This is a genomic window from Jeotgalibaca dankookensis, from assembly GCF_002005405.1.
GTDB classification, from domain to species: Bacteria; Bacillota; Bacilli; order Lactobacillales; family Aerococcaceae; genus Jeotgalibaca; species Jeotgalibaca dankookensis.
On the sequence record NZ_CP019728.1, the window covers coordinates 1,848,333 to 1,869,493 of the forward strand.

At 36.2% G+C, this 21,161-nt stretch carries 28 protein-coding genes; 27 read left to right on the plus strand and 1 reads right to left on the minus strand.

Annotated elements, in window-relative coordinates; all coding sequences use genetic code 11:
* Positions 1–364 precede the first annotated feature (364 nt).
* From rpmH to jag, 4 genes are read left to right on the plus strand one after another with little or no spacing between them, the layout of a single operon-like run.
* Positions 365–499, plus strand: coding sequence for a 50S ribosomal protein L34 (gene rpmH, locus BW727_RS09175; protein ID WP_062467825.1), 135 nt, complete (start codon positions 365–367; stop codon positions 497–499).
* Between the two features lie 58 nt (positions 500–557).
* Complete coding sequence (gene rnpA / locus BW727_RS09180) at positions 558–893, plus strand: ribonuclease P protein component (protein ID WP_062467824.1); 336 nt, start codon at positions 558–560, stop codon at positions 891–893.
* Positions 894–912: 19 nt separating this feature from the next.
* Positions 913–1,749, plus strand: a complete 837-nt coding sequence (gene yidC, locus BW727_RS09185) for a membrane protein insertase YidC (protein ID WP_062467823.1) — start codon at positions 913–915, stop codon at positions 1,747–1,749.
* A 33-nt stretch (positions 1,750–1,782) separates the two neighbouring features.
* Positions 1,783–2,574: an RNA-binding cell elongation regulator Jag/EloR gene (jag, locus tag BW727_RS09190; protein WP_062467822.1), complete on the plus strand. Its 792-nt coding sequence runs from the start codon at positions 1,783–1,785 to the stop codon at positions 2,572–2,574.
* Between the two features lie 67 nt (positions 2,575–2,641).
* Here jag and BW727_RS09195 read toward each other — a convergent pair whose 3' ends face one another.
* Positions 2,642–2,989, minus strand: coding sequence for a YbaN family protein (locus BW727_RS09195; protein ID WP_062467821.1), 348 nt, complete (start codon positions 2,987–2,989; stop codon positions 2,642–2,644).
* A gap of 243 nt (positions 2,990–3,232) precedes the next feature.
* On the opposite strand from BW727_RS09195, the gene BW727_RS09200 reads away from it, so the two are divergent.
* The 23 genes from BW727_RS09200 (at position 3,233) to fliE (ending at position 21,160) form a co-directional block, all read left to right on the plus strand.
* Entirely contained in the window at positions 3,233–3,679 is a 447-nt protein-coding gene (locus tag BW727_RS09200) for a chemotaxis protein CheW (protein ID WP_062467820.1), read from the plus strand.
* Between the two features lie 13 nt (positions 3,680–3,692).
* On the plus strand, positions 3,693–4,175 hold the full coding sequence (locus BW727_RS09205; protein WP_062467819.1) for a chemotaxis protein CheD: 483 nt from the start codon (positions 3,693–3,695) through the stop codon (positions 4,173–4,175).
* A gap of 14 nt (positions 4,176–4,189) precedes the next feature.
* The gene (locus BW727_RS09210) at positions 4,190–5,203 is read left to right on the plus strand and encodes a protein-glutamate methylesterase/protein-glutamine glutaminase (RefSeq protein ID WP_062467818.1); all 1,014 of its coding nucleotides are present in this window, start codon (positions 4,190–4,192) and stop codon (positions 5,201–5,203) included.
* Positions 5,200–5,976 (plus strand): CheR family methyltransferase, encoded by a 777-nt coding sequence (locus BW727_RS09215; protein WP_062467817.1) that lies wholly within the window; start codon positions 5,200–5,202, stop codon positions 5,974–5,976. The genes BW727_RS09210 and BW727_RS09215 overlap by 4 nt, the downstream gene beginning before the upstream one ends.
* A 14-nt stretch (positions 5,977–5,990) precedes the next feature.
* A complete protein-coding gene (locus BW727_RS09220) occupies positions 5,991–7,970 on the plus strand; it encodes a chemotaxis protein CheA (protein WP_062467816.1) in 1,980 nt (659 codons plus the stop codon).
* Positions 7,960–8,553, plus strand: a complete 594-nt coding sequence (locus tag BW727_RS09225) for a chemotaxis protein CheC (protein WP_062467815.1) — start codon at positions 7,960–7,962, stop codon at positions 8,551–8,553. The genes BW727_RS09220 and BW727_RS09225 overlap by 11 nt, the downstream gene beginning before the upstream one ends.
* A 16-nt stretch (positions 8,554–8,569) precedes the next feature.
* Entirely contained in the window at positions 8,570–8,932 is a 363-nt protein-coding gene (locus BW727_RS09230) for a response regulator (protein ID WP_062467814.1), read from the plus strand.
* A 14-nt stretch (positions 8,933–8,946) separates the two neighbouring features.
* Entirely contained in the window at positions 8,947–9,399 is a 453-nt protein-coding gene (locus BW727_RS09235; RefSeq protein ID WP_062467813.1) for a chemotaxis protein CheW, read from the plus strand.
* The gene (gene fliM / locus BW727_RS09240; protein WP_062467812.1) at positions 9,368–10,363 is read left to right on the plus strand and encodes a flagellar motor switch protein FliM; all 996 of its coding nucleotides are present in this window, start codon (positions 9,368–9,370) and stop codon (positions 10,361–10,363) included. Before BW727_RS09235 ends, fliM begins: the two co-directional genes overlap by 32 nt.
* Positions 10,360–11,409, plus strand: coding sequence for a flagellar motor switch phosphatase FliY (gene fliY, locus BW727_RS09245; RefSeq protein ID WP_062467811.1), 1,050 nt, complete (start codon positions 10,360–10,362; stop codon positions 11,407–11,409). The genes fliM and fliY overlap by 4 nt, the downstream gene beginning before the upstream one ends.
* Positions 11,410–11,547: 138 nt before the next feature.
* Positions 11,548–11,841, plus strand: coding sequence for a flagellar biosynthesis anti-sigma factor FlgM (gene flgM, locus BW727_RS09250; protein WP_062467810.1), 294 nt, complete (start codon positions 11,548–11,550; stop codon positions 11,839–11,841).
* On the plus strand, positions 11,841–12,206 hold the full coding sequence (locus BW727_RS09255; protein WP_062467809.1) for a flagellar protein FlgN: 366 nt from the start codon (positions 11,841–11,843) through the stop codon (positions 12,204–12,206). Before flgM ends, BW727_RS09255 begins: the two co-directional genes overlap by 1 nt.
* A 10-nt stretch (positions 12,207–12,216) precedes the next feature.
* Positions 12,217–13,719: a flagellar hook-associated protein FlgK gene (flgK, locus tag BW727_RS09260; protein WP_062467808.1), complete on the plus strand. Its 1,503-nt coding sequence runs from the start codon at positions 12,217–12,219 to the stop codon at positions 13,717–13,719.
* Between the two features lie 2 nt (positions 13,720–13,721).
* Positions 13,722–14,624: a flagellar hook-associated protein FlgL gene (flgL, locus tag BW727_RS09265; RefSeq protein ID WP_062467807.1), complete on the plus strand. Its 903-nt coding sequence runs from the start codon at positions 13,722–13,724 to the stop codon at positions 14,622–14,624.
* Between the two features lie 370 nt (positions 14,625–14,994).
* Positions 14,995–16,224, plus strand: a complete 1,230-nt coding sequence (locus BW727_RS09270) for a methyl-accepting chemotaxis protein (protein ID WP_159443137.1) — start codon at positions 14,995–14,997, stop codon at positions 16,222–16,224.
* A gap of 104 nt (positions 16,225–16,328) precedes the next feature.
* Positions 16,329–17,171: a flagellin N-terminal helical domain-containing protein gene (locus BW727_RS09275; RefSeq protein ID WP_062467805.1), complete on the plus strand. Its 843-nt coding sequence runs from the start codon at positions 16,329–16,331 to the stop codon at positions 17,169–17,171.
* Positions 17,172–17,306: 135 nt separating this feature from the next.
* Positions 17,307–17,654, plus strand: coding sequence for a flagellar protein FlaG (locus tag BW727_RS09280; RefSeq protein ID WP_159443138.1), 348 nt, complete (start codon positions 17,307–17,309; stop codon positions 17,652–17,654).
* A 4-nt stretch (positions 17,655–17,658) separates the two neighbouring features.
* Positions 17,659–19,089: a flagellar filament capping protein FliD gene (fliD, locus tag BW727_RS09285; RefSeq protein WP_062467803.1), complete on the plus strand. Its 1,431-nt coding sequence runs from the start codon at positions 17,659–17,661 to the stop codon at positions 19,087–19,089.
* A gap of 14 nt (positions 19,090–19,103) precedes the next feature.
* Positions 19,104–19,427 (plus strand): hypothetical protein, encoded by a 324-nt coding sequence (locus BW727_RS09290; protein WP_062467802.1) that lies wholly within the window; start codon positions 19,104–19,106, stop codon positions 19,425–19,427.
* Positions 19,428–19,439: 12 nt separating this feature from the next.
* Positions 19,440–19,808: a flagellar export chaperone FliS gene (fliS, locus tag BW727_RS09295; RefSeq protein ID WP_062467801.1), complete on the plus strand. Its 369-nt coding sequence runs from the start codon at positions 19,440–19,442 to the stop codon at positions 19,806–19,808.
* A gap of 214 nt (positions 19,809–20,022) precedes the next feature.
* Positions 20,023–20,403 carry a flagellar basal body rod protein FlgB gene (gene flgB, locus BW727_RS09300; protein WP_227807182.1) on the plus strand — a complete coding sequence of 127 codons (381 nt, stop codon included), beginning with the start codon at positions 20,023–20,025 and terminating at the stop codon, positions 20,401–20,403.
* Between the two features lie 11 nt (positions 20,404–20,414).
* Complete coding sequence (flgC, locus tag BW727_RS09305) at positions 20,415–20,843, plus strand: flagellar basal body rod protein FlgC (protein ID WP_062467800.1); 429 nt, start codon at positions 20,415–20,417, stop codon at positions 20,841–20,843.
* Positions 20,844–20,863: 20 nt separating this feature from the next.
* Complete coding sequence (gene fliE / locus BW727_RS09310) at positions 20,864–21,160, plus strand: flagellar hook-basal body complex protein FliE (protein ID WP_062467799.1); 297 nt, start codon at positions 20,864–20,866, stop codon at positions 21,158–21,160.
* Position 21,161 lies beyond the last annotated feature (1 nt).

Sequence of the window (21,161 nt, forward strand, 5' to 3'; positions counted from 1 at the left end):
AATAGCCTTTACTATCAAGGTTTTAAAAGGTTATGCACAGCTTGTCTAAGTTATCCCCTAGCACCTACTCACATCATGTTGCTATGTGCATAACTTCTGAATAAGCGGAGTATAAGCGACTAGGCCTTCGTGACTTATGAAATAAGATGTGTATAAAAGTGAAGGCTGTGGATAAAGATATTTGTTAAGAAATCGAAAAAAAGGTTCGCAATTGCTGGGAAATATGCTATTATATTCAGGTGAGTTAAATTATTAACTTTTACTTGACAGATAAGCTCGTTTTCCTTATAGTATTAAGGACTGTCTATAAGGATTTACATAAGTCATCATAGATTGATAAGTATTATTCAGGAGGTGCACCACTATGAAAAGAACTTTCCAACCAAAAAAACGTAAACGTCAAAGAGTTCATGGTTTCCGTAAACGCATGAGTACTAAAAACGGCCGTAATGTATTAGCAAGTAGACGCCGCAAAGGCAGAAAAGTATTGTCTGCATAAGATCACTGACCGTCAGTGGTCTTTTTTTTTACAAAATTATAGAAAAGAGGGGTGCGCAGTGCGTAAATCTTTTCGAGTAAAAAAAGAAAAAGAATTCCAAAAGGTTTTTCACAATGGCGCTTCTAAGGCAAACCGTCAGTTTGTAGTTTATGTTCTACCAAAAGAAGGTCAATTGCATTTTCGAGTGGGCCTTTCTGTAGGAAAAAAAATTGGAAATGCCGTTGTTCGGAATTCTGTTAAAAGGAAAATAAGACAAGCATTGTTGGAGATAAAACCAATGATTAAGTCGGAAATTGACTTTATTATTATTGCGCGTCAACCGACAGCAAAATTATCTACAGAAGAAGTTAAAAAAAATCTCTTACATGTGTTAAAATTAGCACAGGTGGTATAGATTAAAGGAGGAAATACTGTTGTCAAAACGAAAGCGATTACTATTATCTTTAGGACTTGTTACACTCGTACTTTTTTTATCTGCTTGTGGTAATACGGAGTCTATAACTTCTGACAGTACAGGATTTTGGGATGGATTTGTAATTTATAATTTTTCCCGTTTTATCATTGCACTCTCAGAGCTATTTGGAAATAACTATGGTGTTGGTATTATAATCTTTACAATCATTATTCGAGTGATTTTAATTCCTTTGAACTACTTTCAAACAAAAAGCACTCAAAAAATGCAAAAGATTCAGCCTCAAGTAAAAGCTTTACAAGAAAAATATCCCTCAAAAGATACACAAACACGCGAGTTGTTACAAGCGGAAACGTCACGTTTGTATTCTGAAAACGGCGTAAACCCTTATGCCGGTTGTTTGCCAGCGCTTGTTCAAATGCCAGTAATGATTGCTCTTTATCAAGCGATTAGTCGAACAGAAATCTTAAGCTCAAGTAATTTCTTATGGATGAACTTAGGGGAACGCGATCCATATTTTGTTTTACCAATTTTAGCAGCTATATTGACTTACTTTACATCTAAGTTGACCATGATGTCCCAAGTAGATGGTGGCGGTCAAACGAAAGTTATGTTGTATATGATGCCGGCGCTAATTTTATTTATGGGTAGTACCTTACCAAGTGCTTTGTCTTTATACTGGGTCATTAGTAATGCTTTCTCAGTCGGTCAAACTTTAATTTTAAATAATCCTTATACCATTATCGCGGAACGCGAAGCAGAAGAAAGAGCAAATAGAGAACGAGAAAGAGCACTCGAAAGAGCGAAAAATCCTAAGAAAAAGAGAAGAAAAAAATAACGATATTCTTTGAAATGAAAGGATGGATTATGAATGGAAAATAAAAAAATTGTAGTTAGTGATGTAACAGTTGATAGAGCAATCAGCAAGGGGTTAGATCAGCTTAATTTAAGTAGCCATGAAGTAGACATCACCATTATTTCAGAAGGAAAAAAAGGGTTATTTGGCTTTGGGAAAAAGGAAGCAGAGGTTTCGCTATCACCTAAAACTTTAACGGATCCACAAGACGATCGACAACTGGATGCGAATGAGTTGGTAGAAGATGCGGTAGAACGTGCTGAAGAAGCTCATGATGAAATTTCAGATGAATCGGTACCAGAAAAAGAAGAATTAGATGAGGTAATAGAAGAAAATGCTGATTTTGAATCTTCTCGTGAAGCAGCTATTAATGGTGTTATTGACTATTTATCCGAGACAATAAAAACTTACGGTGCTAGTGCAGAAGTCAAAGCTGAAGTTAGCAGAAATGTAATAACTTTCCATATTGATACTGACAAGCCAGGTCTTATAATTGGAAAACACGGTAAAATTATTAATGCTTTGCAAACATTAGCGCAAACAATCTTTCAACAACATGAGCGTAATCGCGTTTCTGTAGTTGTTAATGTCGGGGATTACCGTGAACGTCGTGCAAAGGTTTTAGAAAATATGGCCGACCGCACGACTGAACGTGTCTTGCGTACCAAGCAGCCTGTGTTCTTAGAACCACTACCCGCATTTGAGCGAAAACAAATTCATGCCTATCTAAGTAAGACACCCGAGGTCTCAACGCATTCGGAAGGGAAAGAACCACACCGATATTTAGTTGTTGAACTTGCAAAATAATAAAAACCAGAAACAGTTTCTTAATCAAGAAATTGTTTCTGGTTTTTTTTGTTAAGCTTTAACGTTATTATTTATCGGGAATAATCTTAAATAACATAATGGTTAAAAAAATTAATAAACCAAATAAAAGGCCTTTAACCCATAAAAGAGGAGCTATGAGAATCGAAATTCCCATCAATATACAAATATTTAGAAATATGTGTCGTTTCTTTTTACGAGGGATGAATTTAGTTTCCACATAATCAGCAACATAAAATTGATAAAGTTTTGTTTGATGAAGCCAGGTAGTAAAGCGTTTAGATGATTTAGAGAAGCAATAGCCTGCTAGTAATAAAAAAGGAGTAGTCGGTAATACTGGTAAGATTGCTCCAATACTTCCGATGCCGAAGGAGATGATTCCGATGGTTAGAAACATTATACGTTTGACAGTCAATCACCCTTTTCATAAAAAGTCTGTCTTTATTATACCATTTAATTGATAAGTTAAAAACGAATACAATATTAAAAGAATCGATAGAATCTACTTAACTAATTAGTAAACTTACCGATAAAAGAAGTATCGTCTAAAAAATAGTAAAGACTAACTTTTGATGGCATTAAATGAGGAAAGGCTGAGGCGTTAAGATCTCAGCCTCTTATTTTAGAGAAGAGGAGTAATATGGAAAAATATATTAATTTTGTTTGTAATGACCAACACTTTGCACTTTCAATTAACCAAGTAGAAAAAATTTTGCTCTTTCAGCAACCCGCACGTATACCCGATACGCTAGATTATGTTGCTGGTTATTATTCGTATAACGAAGCACCTTTACCTTTAATTGATATGAAAAAAAGACTTTTTGAGGAAAAAACAGTTCCCGATGATCAAACGAAAATCATGGTCGTCCATTGGCAAGGCGATAAGTTGGGTTTGATTGTTGAGAAAATTACTCATGTGAAAGAATTTCAAAACGATAGTGAGAACAAAGATATTGAAGAAAACTCACAAATTAGTTACTTACTTGAAACCTTTCACGATCAGGATGGAATCATTCTCCACATTGATATTGATAAACTATTTTCTGAAGAAGGCGTAAAAGAACTTCATACTTTAATGAGGAAATGAGAGGACGAACAGTATGGAGGATAGCATAAGAGTTGGGATAGGTGAATATAAAAGTTCGCGCGATCCCCAGTCATTAATGACCATTGCATTAGGGTCTTGTGTAGGAATTGCTCTATATGAGCCGAATACAAAGGTAGGAGGGTTAAGTCATATCATGCTACCTGACAGTACTGTTTTTCACGGTGATAAAAAAATCGGAAAGTTTGCAGATTTGGCCATCCCTTCTCTAGTAACCGAGATGGAGGCTTTAGGTGCAAAAGGGCCTCTCACTGCAAAAATAGCAGGTGGTGCAAGTATGTTTAAAGGAAGAAAAATGGAGTCACATATGCAAATTGGACAACGAAATTTGGAAGCTGTTAGAGAAATATTAGCAGCAATGAATATTCCTATTGTGGCAGAGCATACTGGTGACCATATTGGGCGATCAATGAAATTTGATTTATATGAGTTTTCTGTTTGTATTCGCACTGCAACACGGGAATATATTAAATTATAGAAGGAGCTGGAATAATGGTCAAACGTATTTTGGTAGTAGACGACTCAGCATTTATGCGAAAAATAATATCTGAACAGATTAATCAAATTGATGGTTTTGAAGTTGTGGCAACTGCTATGAATGGAGAAGCAGCCATCCAAAAAATGGACCAATTTAATCCAGATGTAATTACGTTAGACGTTGAAATGCCTAGAATGTGCGGATTAGAAACGGTAAAGCGAATTAGAGAAAAGTCTCAAGTTCCCGTTTTTATGTTGAGTTCACTAAAGGGGCAAGACACCACCATTCAGGCACTCGAATCCGGTGCTACTGATTTTATTGAAAAACCTAGGAATATTCGTGAGCGCCCTGGAGAATTTCAAAATGAGCTTGCTTGTCGGATTAATGCTGTTTTTCAAGAACCTTTAAAAAACTATACTCATAATAAAAAGTTAATGAAAATTAATAACTTAAATGATAAAGAAATTAAAGCGATTGTCATTGGAGCGTCAACGGGGGGACCACGTGCGCTATTGGAAATTATTTGCCAGTTGCCAACTCATTTAGCCGTTCCAGTATTCATCGCTCAACATATGCCGGAAGGATTTACGACATCTTTTGCTAAACGATTAGATCAATGCGCATCTGTTCCTGTTAAAGAAGCGAAGCACGAGGAAATCATCAAACCAGGAACCGTTTATTTAGCACCAGGTAACTATCATATGGAGATAGTGGGTCACGAAATTAACTTAACACAAACTGCAAAAATCAACGGCGTTCGTCCAGCTGTAGACACTTTATTTCAAACGGCAGCCTGTGCATACGGGAAACACCTACTAGCCGTTATACTAACTGGGATGGGTAAAGATGGTACAGTGGGAATGACCCATGTTAAAGAAAGGAAAGGGCATACGCTTGCTCAAGATGAAGCATCTTGTGTGGTATATGGAATGCCCGGGAATGCCGTGAAAGCAGAAGTAGTTGATGCAATAGCAAATTTGGGAGAGATAGCTTCGATATTAAACGAAGTTTCAAAGGTGAAGAAATGACACAACAATTTGAAGTTTTTTATAATTGGTCCAAACGTGAACTAAATCTTCAGCTAGATGGCTACAAGCAAAAGCAATTACAACGACGGATTACAACCATTATGACTAAAAGTGGTGCATCAAACTTAGCGGATTATGCACAAAAAATAAAGCAAGACACTCAAATTAAACAAGATTTTTTAGATTATATTACAATTAATGTAACAGAGTTTTATCGAAATGAGTTGATGTTTTTAGAATTTACACAGTTACTCGTCGACAAAATCGCTCCTCAGTTTTCCCACTTAAAAATATGGAGTGCAGCTTGTTCGACGGGAGCCGAAGCCTATTCCGTTGCAATGGCCTTAAAAAAAAATCACTTTCACACTCGTAGCACTATTATTGGTACAGATCTTGATTTAACGGTATTAAAAAAAGCTCGTGAAGGAAAATACCGAGACGTGGAAGTAAAAAATGTGCCAACTGATGAATTAAAGAAATATTTCACTCATGATGATTATCATTATTATTTAAACCAGGAAATTAAAGATTTGGTATCTTTCAAAAAACACGACCTTATCTTAGATCGCTATGAAAAAGACTGTCATGCCATCATTTGTCGTAATGTCACCATTTATTTTAATGACGAAGTGAAAGAGGCGATTTACTCTTCAGTCAGTGATGCTTTAGTTCCGGGTGGTCTCTTTTTTATTGGTGCCACAGAGACGATTTATAATCCTCAAAAATACGGTTTTAAGAAAGTTGGTTCTTTTATTTATGAAAAAATTGAATAAAAGGGGGAATAATATTGGACGATAATAGCCAATATTTAGATATTTTTTTTGAAGAAACAGATGAAAATTTATTAAAGTTAAATGAATGGGTTCTTGAATTTGAAAAAGACCCTACTGATATCAAAATATTGAATGACATTTTCCGTGCTGCCCATACTTTAAAGGGAATGGCTGGAACTATGGGATTCGAAACGATGATTGAAGTCACCCATCATTTAGAAAACGTCTTTACGGTCTTAAAAGATGAGCGAATAACAGCAGATGAAGAAGTTATCTCACTCGTTTTTTCAAGTTTAGATGCCCTCTCTGAGATTGTTGCTGATTTAAGAAATGGTCAGGATATTAAACGTGACTATTCAACGATTATTCAGACATGTGAACGTATTTTTTTAGAAGCAAACCACAAAGATTATTCACTTACTCTTAAAAAAGACACTAAAAGTACTGTCATCACGGTTCTAGATGAAGCTGATTGGGAAATAGTTGAAAATACTAAGTTAAATAACTTTCACGCTTATTCCATTCATATTGAAATTGAATCAATAAGTATCATGGCAGGAGCACGTGCTTTTTTACTTTTGAATAAGTTAGAAGAATTCGGTCATGTTTTAAAAACGCAACCCACTATTGAAGTGTTAGAATCGGAAGATTTTGGTTATGAATTCCAAATCTTTTATATGACAGAATTAGAAAAAAATGTAATAGAAGAAATGATAATGGACCAAAATGAAGTAGAAGCTATTCATATTGAACGATTAGAGAAAGACACGGTAACTAAAGAAGTAGAAGAACCTACAATAGAAGAAAATAAACCGGCCACAAAAGTTAACCAACCACATAATCAGTTTGTACGGGTTGACCTAGAAAAATTGGATGCCTTTATGAACTTGGTTTCAGAGTTAGTCATTTACCGAACTCAACTAGAAGATATTAGTCAAAAAACAAATAATAAAAAGTTAGAAGAAACACTCACTTATGTCTCGCGAATCACGGATCAGTTACAAAGCTTGGTTCTCAATATTCGAATGCAACCACTCCATACAGTGACAAGTCGCTTTCCTAGAGTTGTCCGCGATTTAGCTAATGAATCTGGTAAATTAATGGAACTTATTGTTGAGGGGGATGACACTGAATTAGATCGAACCATTGTTTCAGAACTGAGTGAACCCTTGATTCATTTAATCCGCAATAGTGCAGATCATGGTATCGAGTCTCCTGACAGACGAATTGTATTAGGAAAGCCGGAAAAAGGAATCATTAAAATTAGTGCTTATCAGGAAGGAAACCGGGTATTTATTACTGTTTCTGACGATGGAGCGGGTCTGGATACAGAGGCGATTAAAAAAAGTGCGGAGCGTAAAGGTATACCCACAGATGATTTATCTAAACAGGAACTTCAAGAACTCATTTTTCATCCCGGATTTTCTACTGCCGAAAAGGTTACAAAAATTTCAGGTCGAGGAGTGGGCATGGATGTCGTTAAAACGAAAATTAAAAAGTTAGGTGGTTCGATCGATATAAAAAGTGAGCCTCATATGGGGACAGCATTCCGATTAAGTCTTCCTTTGACACTTTCAATTATACCGGCTCTATTAGTTCGCGTTGGCACACATACATTTGCAATTCCTCTCAGTATTATTGGAAAAGTTATTCATATCGAGAAAAGTGAGATTCGACAAACACATAATGGAGAAGTTTTGATTGATAAAGGAAAAACAATTCCGATTATTCACCTTGCTGAGCGCTTAGGTATCGGTCATGAAGAAAGTTCTTCCAGTCACATTGTCATGGTTACAATTGAAGGAAATGAATATGCTCTATGTGTTCATTCTATTATTGGACAACAAGAAATTGTTATTAAGGAACTTGGACAAGAATTTATGCATCAAAAATATTATCTGGGTGCAACGGTTATGGGAGATGGGCGTATTATATTAATTTTAAATGTAACAGCTATTTGTTTGGAAAGGAATGCAACTACTTATGTCCAATAATTTTTCAGAGTCAGAAATAGATCTTTTAAAAGAAATGATTAATGTTGGTGGGGGGAATGTAGCTACCAGTATCTCTGAAATATTTGGTAAACGGGTACATATGAATGTCCCTTTTATTAATCAATTTACTTATGAACAAGTTTTTCAAACAGTCATGCCGGCTGAAAAGTTTGTCAAAGCCGTTCAAATTCAAGTTGTTGGTGACTTAGAAGGACAATTCCTATTTATCCTTGATGAAAGTGGCATATCACGCTTAGATCAAGCCTATAAAGAAATTTTAAAAAAGGATAAAAAATTGGCAAATTCTGCTGTGACCGAACTGGCTAATATTTTAGTCAACCAGTTTTTAAACGCTATTATTCAACTTTTTGATTTGTCAGCTCAATCTTTGGTTCCTATTTTGGCCGAGGATATGTTTGGATCTTTGTTAAGCAGTGCCTATTTAGAAGAGTTTCAATATGATGATTTAGTTTGGATTTTTAAAAATGAGTTTTGGATAGAAGAACAAAAATGGGAGTCAGCATTGTACTTCGTACCACACAGTGGTAATCTAGAAAAATTGATAACAGAAATAAACTTTTAAAAGGGGAAATTAAAAAATGATAAAAAATATTTTAATTGTAGATGATGCTGCATTTATGCGAATGAAATTAAAAGATATTTTAGAAAAAAATGGTTATGAAGTTGTAGGCGAAGCAGCAAACGGTGCTGAAGCAGTTGCTTTATATGAAGAAGTAACTCCTGATTTGGTAACCATGGATATTACAATGCCAGAAATGGATGGCATTGAAGCTTTGAAAAAGATTAAGAGTGTAGATTCTTCCGCTAAAGTTATCATGTGCAGTGCAATGGGACAACAAGGTATGGTAATGGAAGCAATAAAAGCAGGCGCGATAGACTTTATTGTCAAACCATTTGATACAGCGCGCGTGATTAAATCATTGAGTAAAGTTACTAAGTAAAAGGAGGCAACCTCATGCAACTGGTCATTTTTTCTTTGCAAGATAAGTGCTATGGTATTCCTTCAGAAGTCGTAGAGGAAATAACCGGTGCTGTGGAGTGGACGAAAGTTCCACAGACACCAGACTGGATTATGGGACTTATTAATCTTCGTGGCAATGTTATCTCTTTGATTCATTTGGAAAACTTTTTGAACTTTGATAGAAAGGATATACGACAAGAAAATATATGCTACAATAATACTGTTATCATAAAAAATGGTAAAGAAAAGACAGCATTTGCAGTGGATAAAGTGCAAGAAGTCATTGATATAGATGAATCGTTGATTCAACTTGCCGGTGAGAGTAACTCTTTTATCCAAGGAATCTACTCACAAAAAGATACTGCTATTAGCCTTATAAGCTTGTCTATGTTATTTCAAAGAATGAGGGATCCACTTGAATCCAGTTTTATCGCAACAAGAAATTGATGCATTAATGGCCGGTATGCAAAACGGCGAAATTGATGTTGCTGTTTTAGAAGAACAAGAGCAAGTAAAAGTAAAAGATTATGATTTTAAGCGACCCGTACGTTTGTCTAAGGAATATATTTCTACTTTAAAATTAGTTTTTGAAGAATATGCTAAAATCATGGAAAATACGTTGACAACACAGTTACGTACAAATGTTTCCTTAGTTTTAAAATCAATTGAACAAATCAGCTTTGACGAGTTTTTACATTCTGTTTCTTTTTTTACTCTGATGGGAATCTTTCATGCGGATCCTCAGCCAGGGATTCAAATGATAGAGATAAATCCACAAGTATCTTTCAAATTAGTGGAAATTATGTGTGGAAGTGCCAACGATGTTACTTCCTCTCAAGAACCAGACCGCGATTATTTTACAGAAATCGAGCGTGCCATTTTAGAAGATGTTATGGCGCAATTTGGCGCTGTTTTCCAAACTGTTTGGCGAGATATCATTGAATTAGAAGTTCATATGGATTCAATAGAAACAAATTCGCAAATGGTACAGTCTATTTCACCTAACGAACCGGTGGCTTTAATAACTTTTGAAATAGAACTAATGGGTTGTACATCATTTGTGAATTTGTGTATCCCATATGTATTTTTTGAGACAATTCTTGATAAATTGAGTGTCCGTTATTGGTTTCATTTGGGAAAAGCAGTAGATGTTACAGATAAAGAACGTCTAAAGTCTAGTTTACAAGAAGTAGAACTTAACTTGGAAGTGATTTTAGGTGAGGCAGAAGTAAGTTTAGAGAACTTCCTTCAACTGGAATTAGGAGATATTATCCCACTTCGCAAACGAACTAACGATCCCTTGTCGTTATTAATTGAGAATCAACCTTATTATTTAGTTAAGCCCGGGATTGTTGATAATCAAATGGCTGTGGAAGTGTTACAAGATATTGGGGGGAATCCAGAAGAATGAGCAATGATAAATTGACACAAGAAGAGATTGACCGGTTGATGAACCCATCTTCCGAAACCATGTCTTACCATTCAACTGACGAACTGAGTCAAATGGAAAAAGACATCATTGGTGAGGTAGGTAATATTTCGATGTCACAAGCCGCTACTACCTTATCGGAGTTACTCGCCCGTCAAGTGCGGATTACCACACCACGGGTTAAATTGACTAGTATTGAAGCAATTATTCACGAATCAAAAAAACCTAAAGTGATTACTTCTATTGAGTTTAAAAAAGGTATCAAAGGAAATAATACCTTAATGTTAGATGTGAATGATTCTGGTAAAATTGCGAACCTTATGATGGGTGGAGACGGTCAAAATGCCATCGATACATTAACTGAATTAGAACTGAGTGCAGTTGGAGAAGCGATGAATCAAATGATTGGCTCTGCTTCAACAGCAATGGCGACCATGTTTAGTCGTGTCGTTGATATTTATCCTCCCGATGTACAATTGTTGGATGAAGAAACGCCTAAAGAATCAGAAGATGACATTTTTTCAAAACCTGTTTGTGAAATATCATTTGAATTAGAAGTAGAAAATGTTTTGAATAGCACTATTATGCAAATCTTTAGTTTGGATGCTGTTCGTGATATCGTAGAAATTATGTTAAATGATAAAGCAACGGTAATCAGTGATGAAGTGGCAACACCGCCCACACAAGAAAAACCATCTAAAAAAACAGAAAAAGTAACGGTGCAACAACCAACTTTCCAACCGCTTGAGGAAAAAGCTGTTAAGCAACCACCGAATAACTTGGATTTGATTATGGATGTCCCATTAGAATTTAGCGTTGTACTCGGCAGAAGTAAAAAAACGATAAAGGATATCCTCTCTTTAGGAGCCGGATCCGTTGTGGAATTGGATAAAATGACAGAAGAACCGTTAAGTATTTATGTAAATGGCAAAATGATCGCAGAAGGCGAAGTCGTTGTCATCAATGAAAACTTTGGAATTCGAATTACCAATATTTTAAGTAAAGAGAACCGCTTAAAAAATATATAATAGAGTGGCGTAAGATGGAGGTGCTAGCCTCCGTCTTATTTTTTTTACAAATAAAGCTTAATTTTTATTGAAACGTTCCGATATAATAAGAGAAAGCATGAATATATCGGGAATGATAGCCTAGAGGAGGCATTTAAGATGAAAATAACTAATGGACAGCAGCATTATCTAAATGCAATTAGACAAAATAAAAAAACAACAATAGAAATGACAAATAAAGCAGCAGAAGTAAAAAAGCAAAGTGAACAGACATCGGTAGAAATTTCGGATGAAGCTAAAAAGCTTGCACAAGCTAACCTGGCAGCTGCGCCAAGCGAAAAAGCCAAAGCAATTAAGCAGGCCATTCAAAACGGTACCTATCAAGTTTCTACGGAAAAAATTGCTCAAAGCATTGTCAATCACATAACTGAACAGAAAAAGGCGGCCGAATAATGAAACAGACTGAAACGGTTCGCGGACACTTAACTGCCTTTGTTCAACTACTAGAAAGTGAAAGAGAAGCGCTCTTAGAAAATCGAGGAGAGAGAGTTGCTACTATTGTTGAAGAAAAACAAACGTTTCTTCATACAATGGCTGCGGTGGATTTAAAAACGGTTGATTCGAGTATTCTTAAACCCTTGATTGAGACAATTCGTCAGTTACAAGAAACAAATCTTATTTTAACTAAACAAACACTTCACTATCATAAAGTAGTTCTGGATGCTTTAGGTGAAGGCAAAAAAACTGGAAAAACATATTCGAAGCAAGGAACGCCTACCAGCAGCAACCAAGCGAATTTATTGAACCAGTCATTTTAGGAGGAGTATTGTGTCAGGATTATTTGGATCATTAAATATAGGTGTCAGAGGTATGACCGCAGCACAAACTGCTTTGCAAACCACTAGTCATAACCTTTCTAGTATGAATACAACAGGATATTCTCGTCAACGTGTTAATTTAGAAGCAAATAATCCTTATACCTGCCACGGTGTCGGGCAACTTGGTACAGGTGTGCGCATTTCTGGTGTTGTTCGAATTGCTGACGACTATGTGACTAAGCAAATTCAAAAAGAAAATGCTTCGTTAACGCGTCATGCTACAAAATCAGAAGTTTTGGGACAATTAGAAACTATTTTTAATGAACCCTCTGACACAGGACTTAGCGCTGGATTTGGACGTTTTTATTCAGCTTGGAACTATCTAGGAGCGAATCCTGAACTGGCTACTGCTAAAACAATGGTGAGTCAAGAATCTCAAACTCTGACAGATACGGTTTCGCAAATGGCGAGTCAACTTGAAAGCTTACAAGGAGATACTATCCATTCAATTGAAAAAGATGTTTTAGATTTCAATGAAAAGGTGGATCAACTCGCAACACTTAACAAACAAATTTTCAATGTGGTCATTAAAGGGCAATCACCCAATGATCTTTTAGATCAACGTGATGTTTTAACAACGGAACTTGCTAGTATTGCGGATTTAGAAATTACTTACGACAAATTCCAAGGTGTCAGTTTGAAGCTTGATAAGGTGAGTATTTTAGAAGGGGATACAATCAATAAGCTAGCCGTTATTTCTGATAGAACGGTAGACGGTGAATTAGCTATATCAACGGGTAGTGGTAAACCAATCATACAAACAGGAGATTTCGCAATTGGACAAATTGTGATTGCAGACCAAAAAGGATCTTACCAACCCCTTACTCTTTCTAATGGTAGTATCAAGGGATCTCAAGAAGCACTTGAAATAGTGGAAGCTAAAAAAACAGAACTCAACCAACTTGTTGGTAATTTTGCTCAAGCAGTTAATACGATTCATAGTGACGGTAGTAAAGGACTTAATTTCTTTGAGTTTTCAAGTGATGAGCCAGCTAAGACTATTAAGGTTAATAAAGAACTAACAAGCTCACCAATAAAAATTAATGCAGGGAAAGATATTGCTCATCCTGTTTCCGGAGACGGTTCACGTGCAACTGCACTATCATCATTAGCAAATGCAAAGTTAAATTATTTTACACAGGACTTTAATGCGACCTACAAGTCAGACTCTATTGAGTTTGAGGCACAAGTTGGGGGCAGCTCAACTGGAGATGCTTATAAAGGTATTGTCACCAGTATGGGTATTATGAAGCAACAATCTGATAATGTAGTCGCTAGCCAATCGGTAGTTGTTGGTTTTCTCCAAGACCGACAAGCAGCCATTTCTGGTGTAAATATGAATGAAGAAGTAATTGATATGATGCGCTTCCAGAGTGCGTTTGAAGCCAATGCGCGTATTATTTCAGTCATTGATGGCATGCTTGATACCCTAATTAATCGAACAGGAGTGTAGGAATGCGAATAACTGACAATATGATGACCAAAAGCTATTTAAAAAATTTAGCACGGAACCAGCAAAATGTTCAAAAATATCACCACCAACTTTCTTCTATGAAAGAAGTATCCAAACCGTCAGATAATCCACTGTTAGTTTCTCAAATTATCGGTTTGAAAGAGAATGTGAATAGCAACCAACAGTATCAATCAACTATAAAAGACGCAATCGATTGGAGTAATATGCAAGATGCCTCACTCGGTAAAGCGACCGATTCATTAATGCGAATTAGTACGCTTGTTCAATCGGCTGCAACGGATACGATGAATGCTTCTGATCGATTAATTGTTAGAGCAGAAATTGAAACTGAAATTCAAACCTTTGTAGATGCCTTGAATACAAATTATGGAGGTCGTTATATTTTTGGCGGAACGGAAACGCTCAAGACACCCTTTGAAATGAGTCAAGATGCCGATGGTGCTCTAACAGGCATTATTTATAACGGCACATCGCAAAATATTTCCCGTGAGATATCCCCTGGTGTCACTGTTGATTTATTAACTAACGGAGCGGGTGTTTTAAATGATAGTGGCCAGAGCCTCGGAGCGCTTTTTAAAGAAGTTGTTTCTGCTTTAAAAAATGATGATACAAAAGCAGTGGCTGCTACAGTAGGAAAAGTTACAACTGCTATTGATCATGTCGTCAGTTTTCGAACTGAGGTTGGCGCAGTATCCAATCGCTTAGGTTCAGCCTTATCACGAAATGAAAGCCAAGACCTAAATTTGCGTGAGATGTTATCCTCTAAAGAAGACATTGATTTTGCCAAAAAATACATGCAATTTAGTAACGAACAAGTAGCCTACCAAGCGTCACTTCAAATGGGTACCAAAATTTTGAACACAACAATCCTTGACTACCTATAAAGGTAGTCTTTTTTTTTCATCAAAGTTGCAAAAAAAAGGCTCGCTTATGATGAAATATCAACAAAATTCATCACTAGAGGTGCCAATAGGTCAGCTAATGATGAAATATGGACAAATTTCATCATTAATTGATAATTTAAAGGTCTTAATGATGATAATTCGACTTAAATTTATATCTTCCTATTCCGATATAGTAAATAGATCGTTTATTAGTTTTATAGGAGGATACGGAATGAAGAAAAAGAAGCAAGGTATTTTATTTTTTAAAAGGAGTATTGCCAGGATGATACTTCCTTACATATTGGTAATAACTATATTACCCATGCTATTAGTATTTTGGGCCGAGTCTTTTTTTACCTGGAGTAGAGGAATGCTACTAATCAGTATTTTTGTTATAGGTATTGTGATTTCAATACTAACGTATTATGGAGTAGACAAAATTGTGAAGTCTATAACTAACATGCTTGTTGATAGTTTTACGCGTGTAGGTGAAGGAAATCTGACAACTCAAATCAGTTTACAAAATTACAAACAAACGATTGGAAAAGCGAACCCCCATCAACGTTACACGTATTCTAATGAGTTTGAAAACATGAACTCCGCTTTTTCTGATATGGTTTTACGGTTTAAAGAGTTGATTGGGAACATTCAAGATCAAGCGTGTCACACGTTTAATAGGTCCAACCAGTTAGTCAGCATGTCTACACAAACGACGCACGCCACAGAAGATGTTGCCGCAACCATTCTATCGGTGACGGAGGAAAATAACGCGCAGTTAACGGAAACGCAAAAAATGGTTCAAGATGCTACGGTTCTGGCAGAGTTGTTAAATAAAACAGAAGCAACCATCATGGAAATTGGAAACTATATGGATGAAACGAATATTGCAAACGGTGTCAACGAACGTAGTGTTCAAGGTGTGAGTGAAAACTGGCAACAGGTTAATGAGGAAATGACGTTATTGACGACAAGTATTTATGAAGTGAGTCGTGCTGTAAAAGAAGTCGAAGCGATGACTCAATCTATTACTACTATCGCCAGTCAAACCAATCTTCTTGCACTGAATGCTTCTATTGAGGCAGCACGAGCGGGAGAACAGGGTCGGGGCTTCGCAGTGGTAGCCGATGAGGTCCGCAAACTAGCTGAGCAAAGTACCCACGCCTCTAATGAAATTCAAACCATTATCCGTACAATTCAAGTGAAGTCAGATGAAATGCTTACCAATGTGCAAGGTACAAGCCAACAAGGAATTCAGCAAACAGAAATAGTTGAAAAAGCTCTCAATTCTAGTATCACCGTGTCAGATAAAATTCTTCAAGTTGCGGAGAAAATTACAGAACTATTTATGATGAGTAGCGAAATTGATGAAAAGAAAAATAGTTTAATTGCTAGCACCACTCAAATTCTAACAGGTGCAGAAACAAATGCTTCCAATATGGAAGAAGCATCAGCTAACACTGAAGAAATTCTAGCGACTATTCAGGAGATGTCAGCGAATATTCAACAGCTCATGCAAGCCTCTGATAGCTTAAAAGCCCAGTCAGATATCTTTTTAACTGATGTTGAAGAACCAATAGCTGAACTAGCATCCGAATTTTGATAAAATTAAAAATTATTTGTTATTTTCCCTTAAATAATTACCTCTACACCCGATAACTATTATAGAGGCAAGACCTCATTAAAAAAAATTAGGAGGCAACACAAATGAGAATTAATACAAATATTTCTGCAATGAACACATACTCCCGCCTAGGAGCTGCAAATGCTTCAAAATCTGGTTCTTTAGCAAAGTTATCTTCAGGTTTAAGAATTAACAAAGCAGGAGACGATGCAGCAGGATTGTCTATTTCTGAAAAAATGAAAAATCAAATTTCAGGATTAACTCAAGCAACTCGTAATGCACAAGACGGAATTTCACTGATTCAAACAGCTGAAGGTGGACTAAATGAAATCCACGGAATTTTGAATCGTATGCGTGATTTAACAGTTCAGGCATCAAATGACACAAATACTAACGATGATAAGAGCGCGATTCAACTAGAGATTACTGCATTAACGGAAGAGATAAATCGAATTGCAACTGATACAAAATTTAATAATAAAAACTTACTTGGGGTTGTAGAAAAAGATTTAAATATTCAAATTGGAGCAAACCAAGGTGATAATGCTTTAACAATAAAAACTGTGGATATGTCAACAGGCAAGTTATTTGCAACGGCCTTAGAGGCTGTGAATGGAGCCGATGATGATAGCGAAGTTATTGGAACAACTATCAAAAATAATCTAACTTCTCTTGATACTGCCATTAAGACTGTTTCTAATGCTCGAGCAACTTTTGGTGCTCAACAAAATCGTTTAGAGCATACCATAAATAATTTAACTACAACCAAAGAAAACTTATCTGAAGCAAATTCCCGTATCCGTGACGTTGATATGGCGCAAGAAATGATGGACTTTACGAAGTCAAACATCCTTTCTCAAGCAGCGACTTCAATGCTTGCACAAGCAAATCAAATGCCACAAGGTGTTTTACAATTGTTGCAATAATCAACCACATAAACACGCCCCAACGACTTCAATCGTTTGGGGCGTGTTTTATTATGATAAACAGCTATTAATTTATTTATGATTCATCCGATAAAGAAGATAGAAGCGTGTAGAGATCATTTATCGGGGGCTAGGATGATGGAAGGAATAACCAATATTAACCGTATTTTATTTGACGCCAAGCAACACTACTTTGAAAAAAATCCAACAGCAAAGGAATTCGCTACACCGGACAACGAATTTAGCGATGAATTAGACGAAGTAGCTGAGTTAAAGCGAATTGTCAGTGAAGCCAATCGTTACGTCGTAGGAGTCAACGCTGAATTTTCAATTGAAACACATGAAGGGACTAATCGTACCATTGTGCGGATGTTAGATATGGAAACGCATGCGGTTATTAAAGAATTCCCACCTAGTGAAATGTTAGATGTGATTGCCGGTATCTGGGAACAAGCCGGAATATTAGTAGATAGAAGGGAGTAAATCAATGGCCAGTTCAATGAATATAATGGGAACCTATTCGGGAATCACGATGGAAACAGTCGACCAATTAATCCAAGCAGAATCAGGTAAAGGCGTTAAATTTTCTAACGATCAAGAAAAACTCAGAACCGAACAAGCGGCATGGAAAGATATCCAAACGCGGTTAACGAATCTATCAGAGAAACTCAGTGGCTTGATGAAACCGGAAACTTTCAATTCCAAAAAGATGAGCCTTTCTCAAGAAGGTAAATTTAAGTTAACAGCTAGCCCAGAGGCATTGTCGAGTGATTATACTATTTCGGTAACCAATTTAGCAACCCGCACGCAGGTGACGGGAGAGTCCTTTACACAAAAGGGTTTAAAGCTAGGGGATGCATTAAATGAGTCGGGCGAGCTTGTTTTAACGATACCGAAAAAAATGGCAGATGGAACGATTGAAAATAAAACAACCGTTGTAGCCATAACGGCTACAGATAGCATTGAGAATATTGTCGACCGTATCAATGAAGGTTCCAAGGATAGTGGCGTTTCAGCAGCTATCATTGATAATCGGCTTGTTCTTCAAAGTCAAGAATTTGGAGAACGACAGCTTTCTGTTACCGGTGATTTAGCTGATAAATTAGGGTTAGCTCAGGCCACAACGCAATTAGGTCAAAATGCGGAATTAACAGTAAACGGCATTAAGATTGTTCGAGACAGCAACCATCTTACGGATATTACGAAAGGCGTAACCATTGACCTTATTGCTACTACTACTGATCCTGTTCGTGTATCTTTGACCCAGGATTTGGATTCGACAGCAAAAGCTGTCCAAGATTTCGTTGATCAATATAATTCAACTTTAGCTTTTATTGGCGAACAATTAGACGTTGGAGACCCTTCACTAGCAAATAATAAAACCGGATCTTTAACAGGAGATAGTAGTCTCGTGCGCCTTCAATCGCAACTGCGCACAGCTCTTACCCAATCTCTTCAAAATGGCCATAAAGAATTGAATTCAGCCAAGTCAATTGGGATTGAGATTGACCGTTATGGCGTTGCAACGCTTGATACAAGCAAATTAAAAGAGGCCTTACGTGAAGACAGTCAAGCAGTCGCACATATTTTCAAGTTTGATAAAGTTACTTCCACGACTCAAGAAGATGGAACGATTTTTAAAAAAAAGGAAGAAATTGGTTTAGCTCAAAAAGTAAACCACCTCTTAAATAGCTTTACCGACTCAAAGGCCGGTGTGATTGCAACTAAAAATGAAAGTTACGATAAGTTAATTAAGGATCTTGGGCAGCGAATTGAGAAATTTAATGAGCGAATCGAAGTAAAACGTCAACAATACATTGAAAAGTTTACTGCCTTAGACATCGCGATGATGGAAGCAGAGTCCCAGTTAAACTATCTAATGAGTCAAATAGGTGGTACAAAACCAAATCAAAACTAGAGGTGGCATAAAAGATGAGTAAACGAATAGAAATTCTAACGGGTATACAAGAAAAATTGCATACCTGGGATCAAACTGCTCAGTCGGCACACGTAATAATAGCGGATACTAAAGAATTTATTTTAGCTTTAAAAGAAATGCAGCCAGTAGCCTATTCAAAAGAAGAAATACTATTAATAGAAACCATTATCAATCAACAAGAAAGATTAATTACCTGTATAAAAGAAGAAAAAAGCAAACTTGCAACAGAAATACGGGCGATGAATAAAAAAGACACCCTCCTTGATAGTTACCTCTATCCTAAACGTCAACCGGTATTTTTGAATCAACAAGTGTAAGGAGAAAGAAACATGTATAATCAAAACGCTAAAAGTATGTATCAGACCAATCAAGTACTCACCGCTTCTCCAAAAAAACTGGTAACCCTTCTACTAGAAGGAAGTGTTAAAAATTTAAAACTTGCTAAAATTTATATTGAAAAAAAACACTATGAACAGTCAAACAAGGCATTAATTAAACACCAAGATATTATTCTTGAACTACAAAGAACCTTAGATTTTGAAGCAGGTGGTGAAGTTGCTCAAAATTTAGAACTTATGTATGATTATTTAATTGAACAGGCAATTAGAGCAAATGTTCACAAGGATGTCACAATTATTGATCACTCTATTGAAATCGTTCAGGGAATATTAGAATCTTGGATACAAATAGAAGTTTAATTTATAATAAAGAAAGCATTTTTACTGGTATATCCGGTCAAAATACTTTTTTTTTTTATTTTTAAAACGTGACAATATATTCATATATATATTTTAACATAATTAAGAAAAAACATGTAAAATGAGAAAGAATATAAATTTTTTAAAAAAATTAAACATAAGTTTAAAAAAATAAGAAATGCATAATATAAAAATTAGGTGGGCAGATAGCGACATGGAAATGAATAACCTGGCATTAATAAAAAAAACACTCCAAGCAACAAGTCTTCGGCAGGAAGTAATAGCTAGTAATATCACGAATGTTAACACTGATGAATATAAGAGAAATCAAGTCGATTTTGAAAGTTTATTGCACGATGCTAAACGCGGCGTGAGCTTAAATAAAACACAACCCAATCATTTTGGTGTAGGGAATATCAATGATTTAAAACCTAGTGTAACAAAAGTAACCGATACCATCGTTAAGGAAAATGGTAACAATGTTGATTTAGATATCGAAATGGTGAACCTTTCCCAAAATGCGCTTCATTATCAAGCATTAATTTCACAATTAAATAGTCAATATTCTCGAATGGCTACAGTCATTAGTAAATAAGAGGTGAAAAAATGAGTGTTTTTGATTCTTTAAATATAAGTGCAAGCGGATTAAGTTTAGAGCGCTTGAAGTTAGATACGATTTCTACTAACGTTGCTAACGCTAACACAGAGCAGACAGCAGCAGGAGGTCCTTACCAGAAAAAAACAATTGCTTTTGAAGAAGCTTTTCAAAAAAGCAACCAACTGCTTGCTTTAGGTGGTAAGAAAAGTTTTGGAGTGCGTGCAACTGAAATAATATCCGACGAAGCAGAAGTGCGGGCTTACGATCCCACACATCCATTGGCTGACCAAGAAGGTTATGTGCTGCAATCAAATGTCAATATGGCGGATGAAATGGTGGATATGATGACGACCATTCGTGCCTATGACGCGAATATTACAGCACTTGATGCCGGTAAAAATATGTTGAAGCAAGCATTAACAATTTCAAGTAGATAAAACGAGAGGGGGTTTGAATCATGAATATCGAAGCAAGTACACGTCTTTTATTGAATCAACTAAATCAAACATCCCCCATTAAAACAGCTACAGAGGGGGATAGCTTTACCAATATTTTCGGTAATGCCATCAATCAACTGACTGAAACGCAAATACATGCAGATCAGGCGACACAAGCATTAGCGATGGGTGAAGATATTCAATTACATGATGTCATGATTCAGTCGACAGAAGCACAACTGTCATTAGAATTGGCTGTTCAAGTACGTAATCGTTGCCTTGAAGTTTATAACGAAGTAAAAAATATGCAATTTTAAT

Excerpts from the sequence above, each read along its gene's own strand:
- rpmH (WP_062467825.1), top strand. The coding sequence starts at position 365 with ATGAAAAGAACTTTCCAACCAAAAAAACGTAAACGTCAAAGAGTTCAT.
- jag (WP_062467822.1), top strand. The coding sequence starts at position 1,783 with ATGGAAAATAAAAAAATTGTAGTTAGTGATGTAACAGTTGATAGAGCA.
- BW727_RS09195 (WP_062467821.1), bottom strand. The coding sequence starts at position 2,989 with ATGTTTCTAACCATCGGAATCATCTCCTTCGGCATCGGAAGTATTGGA.
- BW727_RS09200 (WP_062467820.1), top strand. The coding sequence starts at position 3,233 with ATGGAAAAATATATTAATTTTGTTTGTAATGACCAACACTTTGCACTT.
- BW727_RS09205 (WP_062467819.1), top strand. The coding sequence starts at position 3,693 with ATGGAGGATAGCATAAGAGTTGGGATAGGTGAATATAAAAGTTCGCGC.
- BW727_RS09210 (WP_062467818.1), top strand. The coding sequence starts at position 4,190 with ATGGTCAAACGTATTTTGGTAGTAGACGACTCAGCATTTATGCGAAAA.
- BW727_RS09215 (WP_062467817.1), top strand. The coding sequence starts at position 5,200 with ATGACACAACAATTTGAAGTTTTTTATAATTGGTCCAAACGTGAACTA.
- BW727_RS09225 (WP_062467815.1), top strand. The coding sequence starts at position 7,960 with ATGTCCAATAATTTTTCAGAGTCAGAAATAGATCTTTTAAAAGAAATG.
- BW727_RS09230 (WP_062467814.1), top strand. The coding sequence starts at position 8,570 with ATGATAAAAAATATTTTAATTGTAGATGATGCTGCATTTATGCGAATG.
- BW727_RS09235 (WP_062467813.1), top strand. The coding sequence starts at position 8,947 with ATGCAACTGGTCATTTTTTCTTTGCAAGATAAGTGCTATGGTATTCCT.
- fliY (WP_062467811.1), top strand. The coding sequence starts at position 10,360 with ATGAGCAATGATAAATTGACACAAGAAGAGATTGACCGGTTGATGAAC.
- flgM (WP_062467810.1), top strand. The coding sequence starts at position 11,548 with ATGAAAATAACTAATGGACAGCAGCATTATCTAAATGCAATTAGACAA.
- BW727_RS09255 (WP_062467809.1), top strand. The coding sequence starts at position 11,841 with ATGAAACAGACTGAAACGGTTCGCGGACACTTAACTGCCTTTGTTCAA.
- flgL (WP_062467807.1), top strand. The coding sequence starts at position 13,722 with ATGCGAATAACTGACAATATGATGACCAAAAGCTATTTAAAAAATTTA.
- BW727_RS09270 (WP_159443137.1), top strand. The coding sequence starts at position 14,995 with ATGCTACTAATCAGTATTTTTGTTATAGGTATTGTGATTTCAATACTA.
- BW727_RS09275 (WP_062467805.1), top strand. The coding sequence starts at position 16,329 with ATGAGAATTAATACAAATATTTCTGCAATGAACACATACTCCCGCCTA.
- BW727_RS09280 (WP_159443138.1), top strand. The coding sequence starts at position 17,307 with ATGATGGAAGGAATAACCAATATTAACCGTATTTTATTTGACGCCAAG.
- fliD (WP_062467803.1), top strand. The coding sequence starts at position 17,659 with ATGGCCAGTTCAATGAATATAATGGGAACCTATTCGGGAATCACGATG.
- BW727_RS09290 (WP_062467802.1), top strand. The coding sequence starts at position 19,104 with ATGAGTAAACGAATAGAAATTCTAACGGGTATACAAGAAAAATTGCAT.
- fliS (WP_062467801.1), top strand. The coding sequence starts at position 19,440 with ATGTATAATCAAAACGCTAAAAGTATGTATCAGACCAATCAAGTACTC.
- flgB (WP_227807182.1), top strand. The coding sequence starts at position 20,023 with ATGGAAATGAATAACCTGGCATTAATAAAAAAAACACTCCAAGCAACA.
- flgC (WP_062467800.1), top strand. The coding sequence starts at position 20,415 with ATGAGTGTTTTTGATTCTTTAAATATAAGTGCAAGCGGATTAAGTTTA.
- fliE (WP_062467799.1), top strand. The coding sequence starts at position 20,864 with ATGAATATCGAAGCAAGTACACGTCTTTTATTGAATCAACTAAATCAA.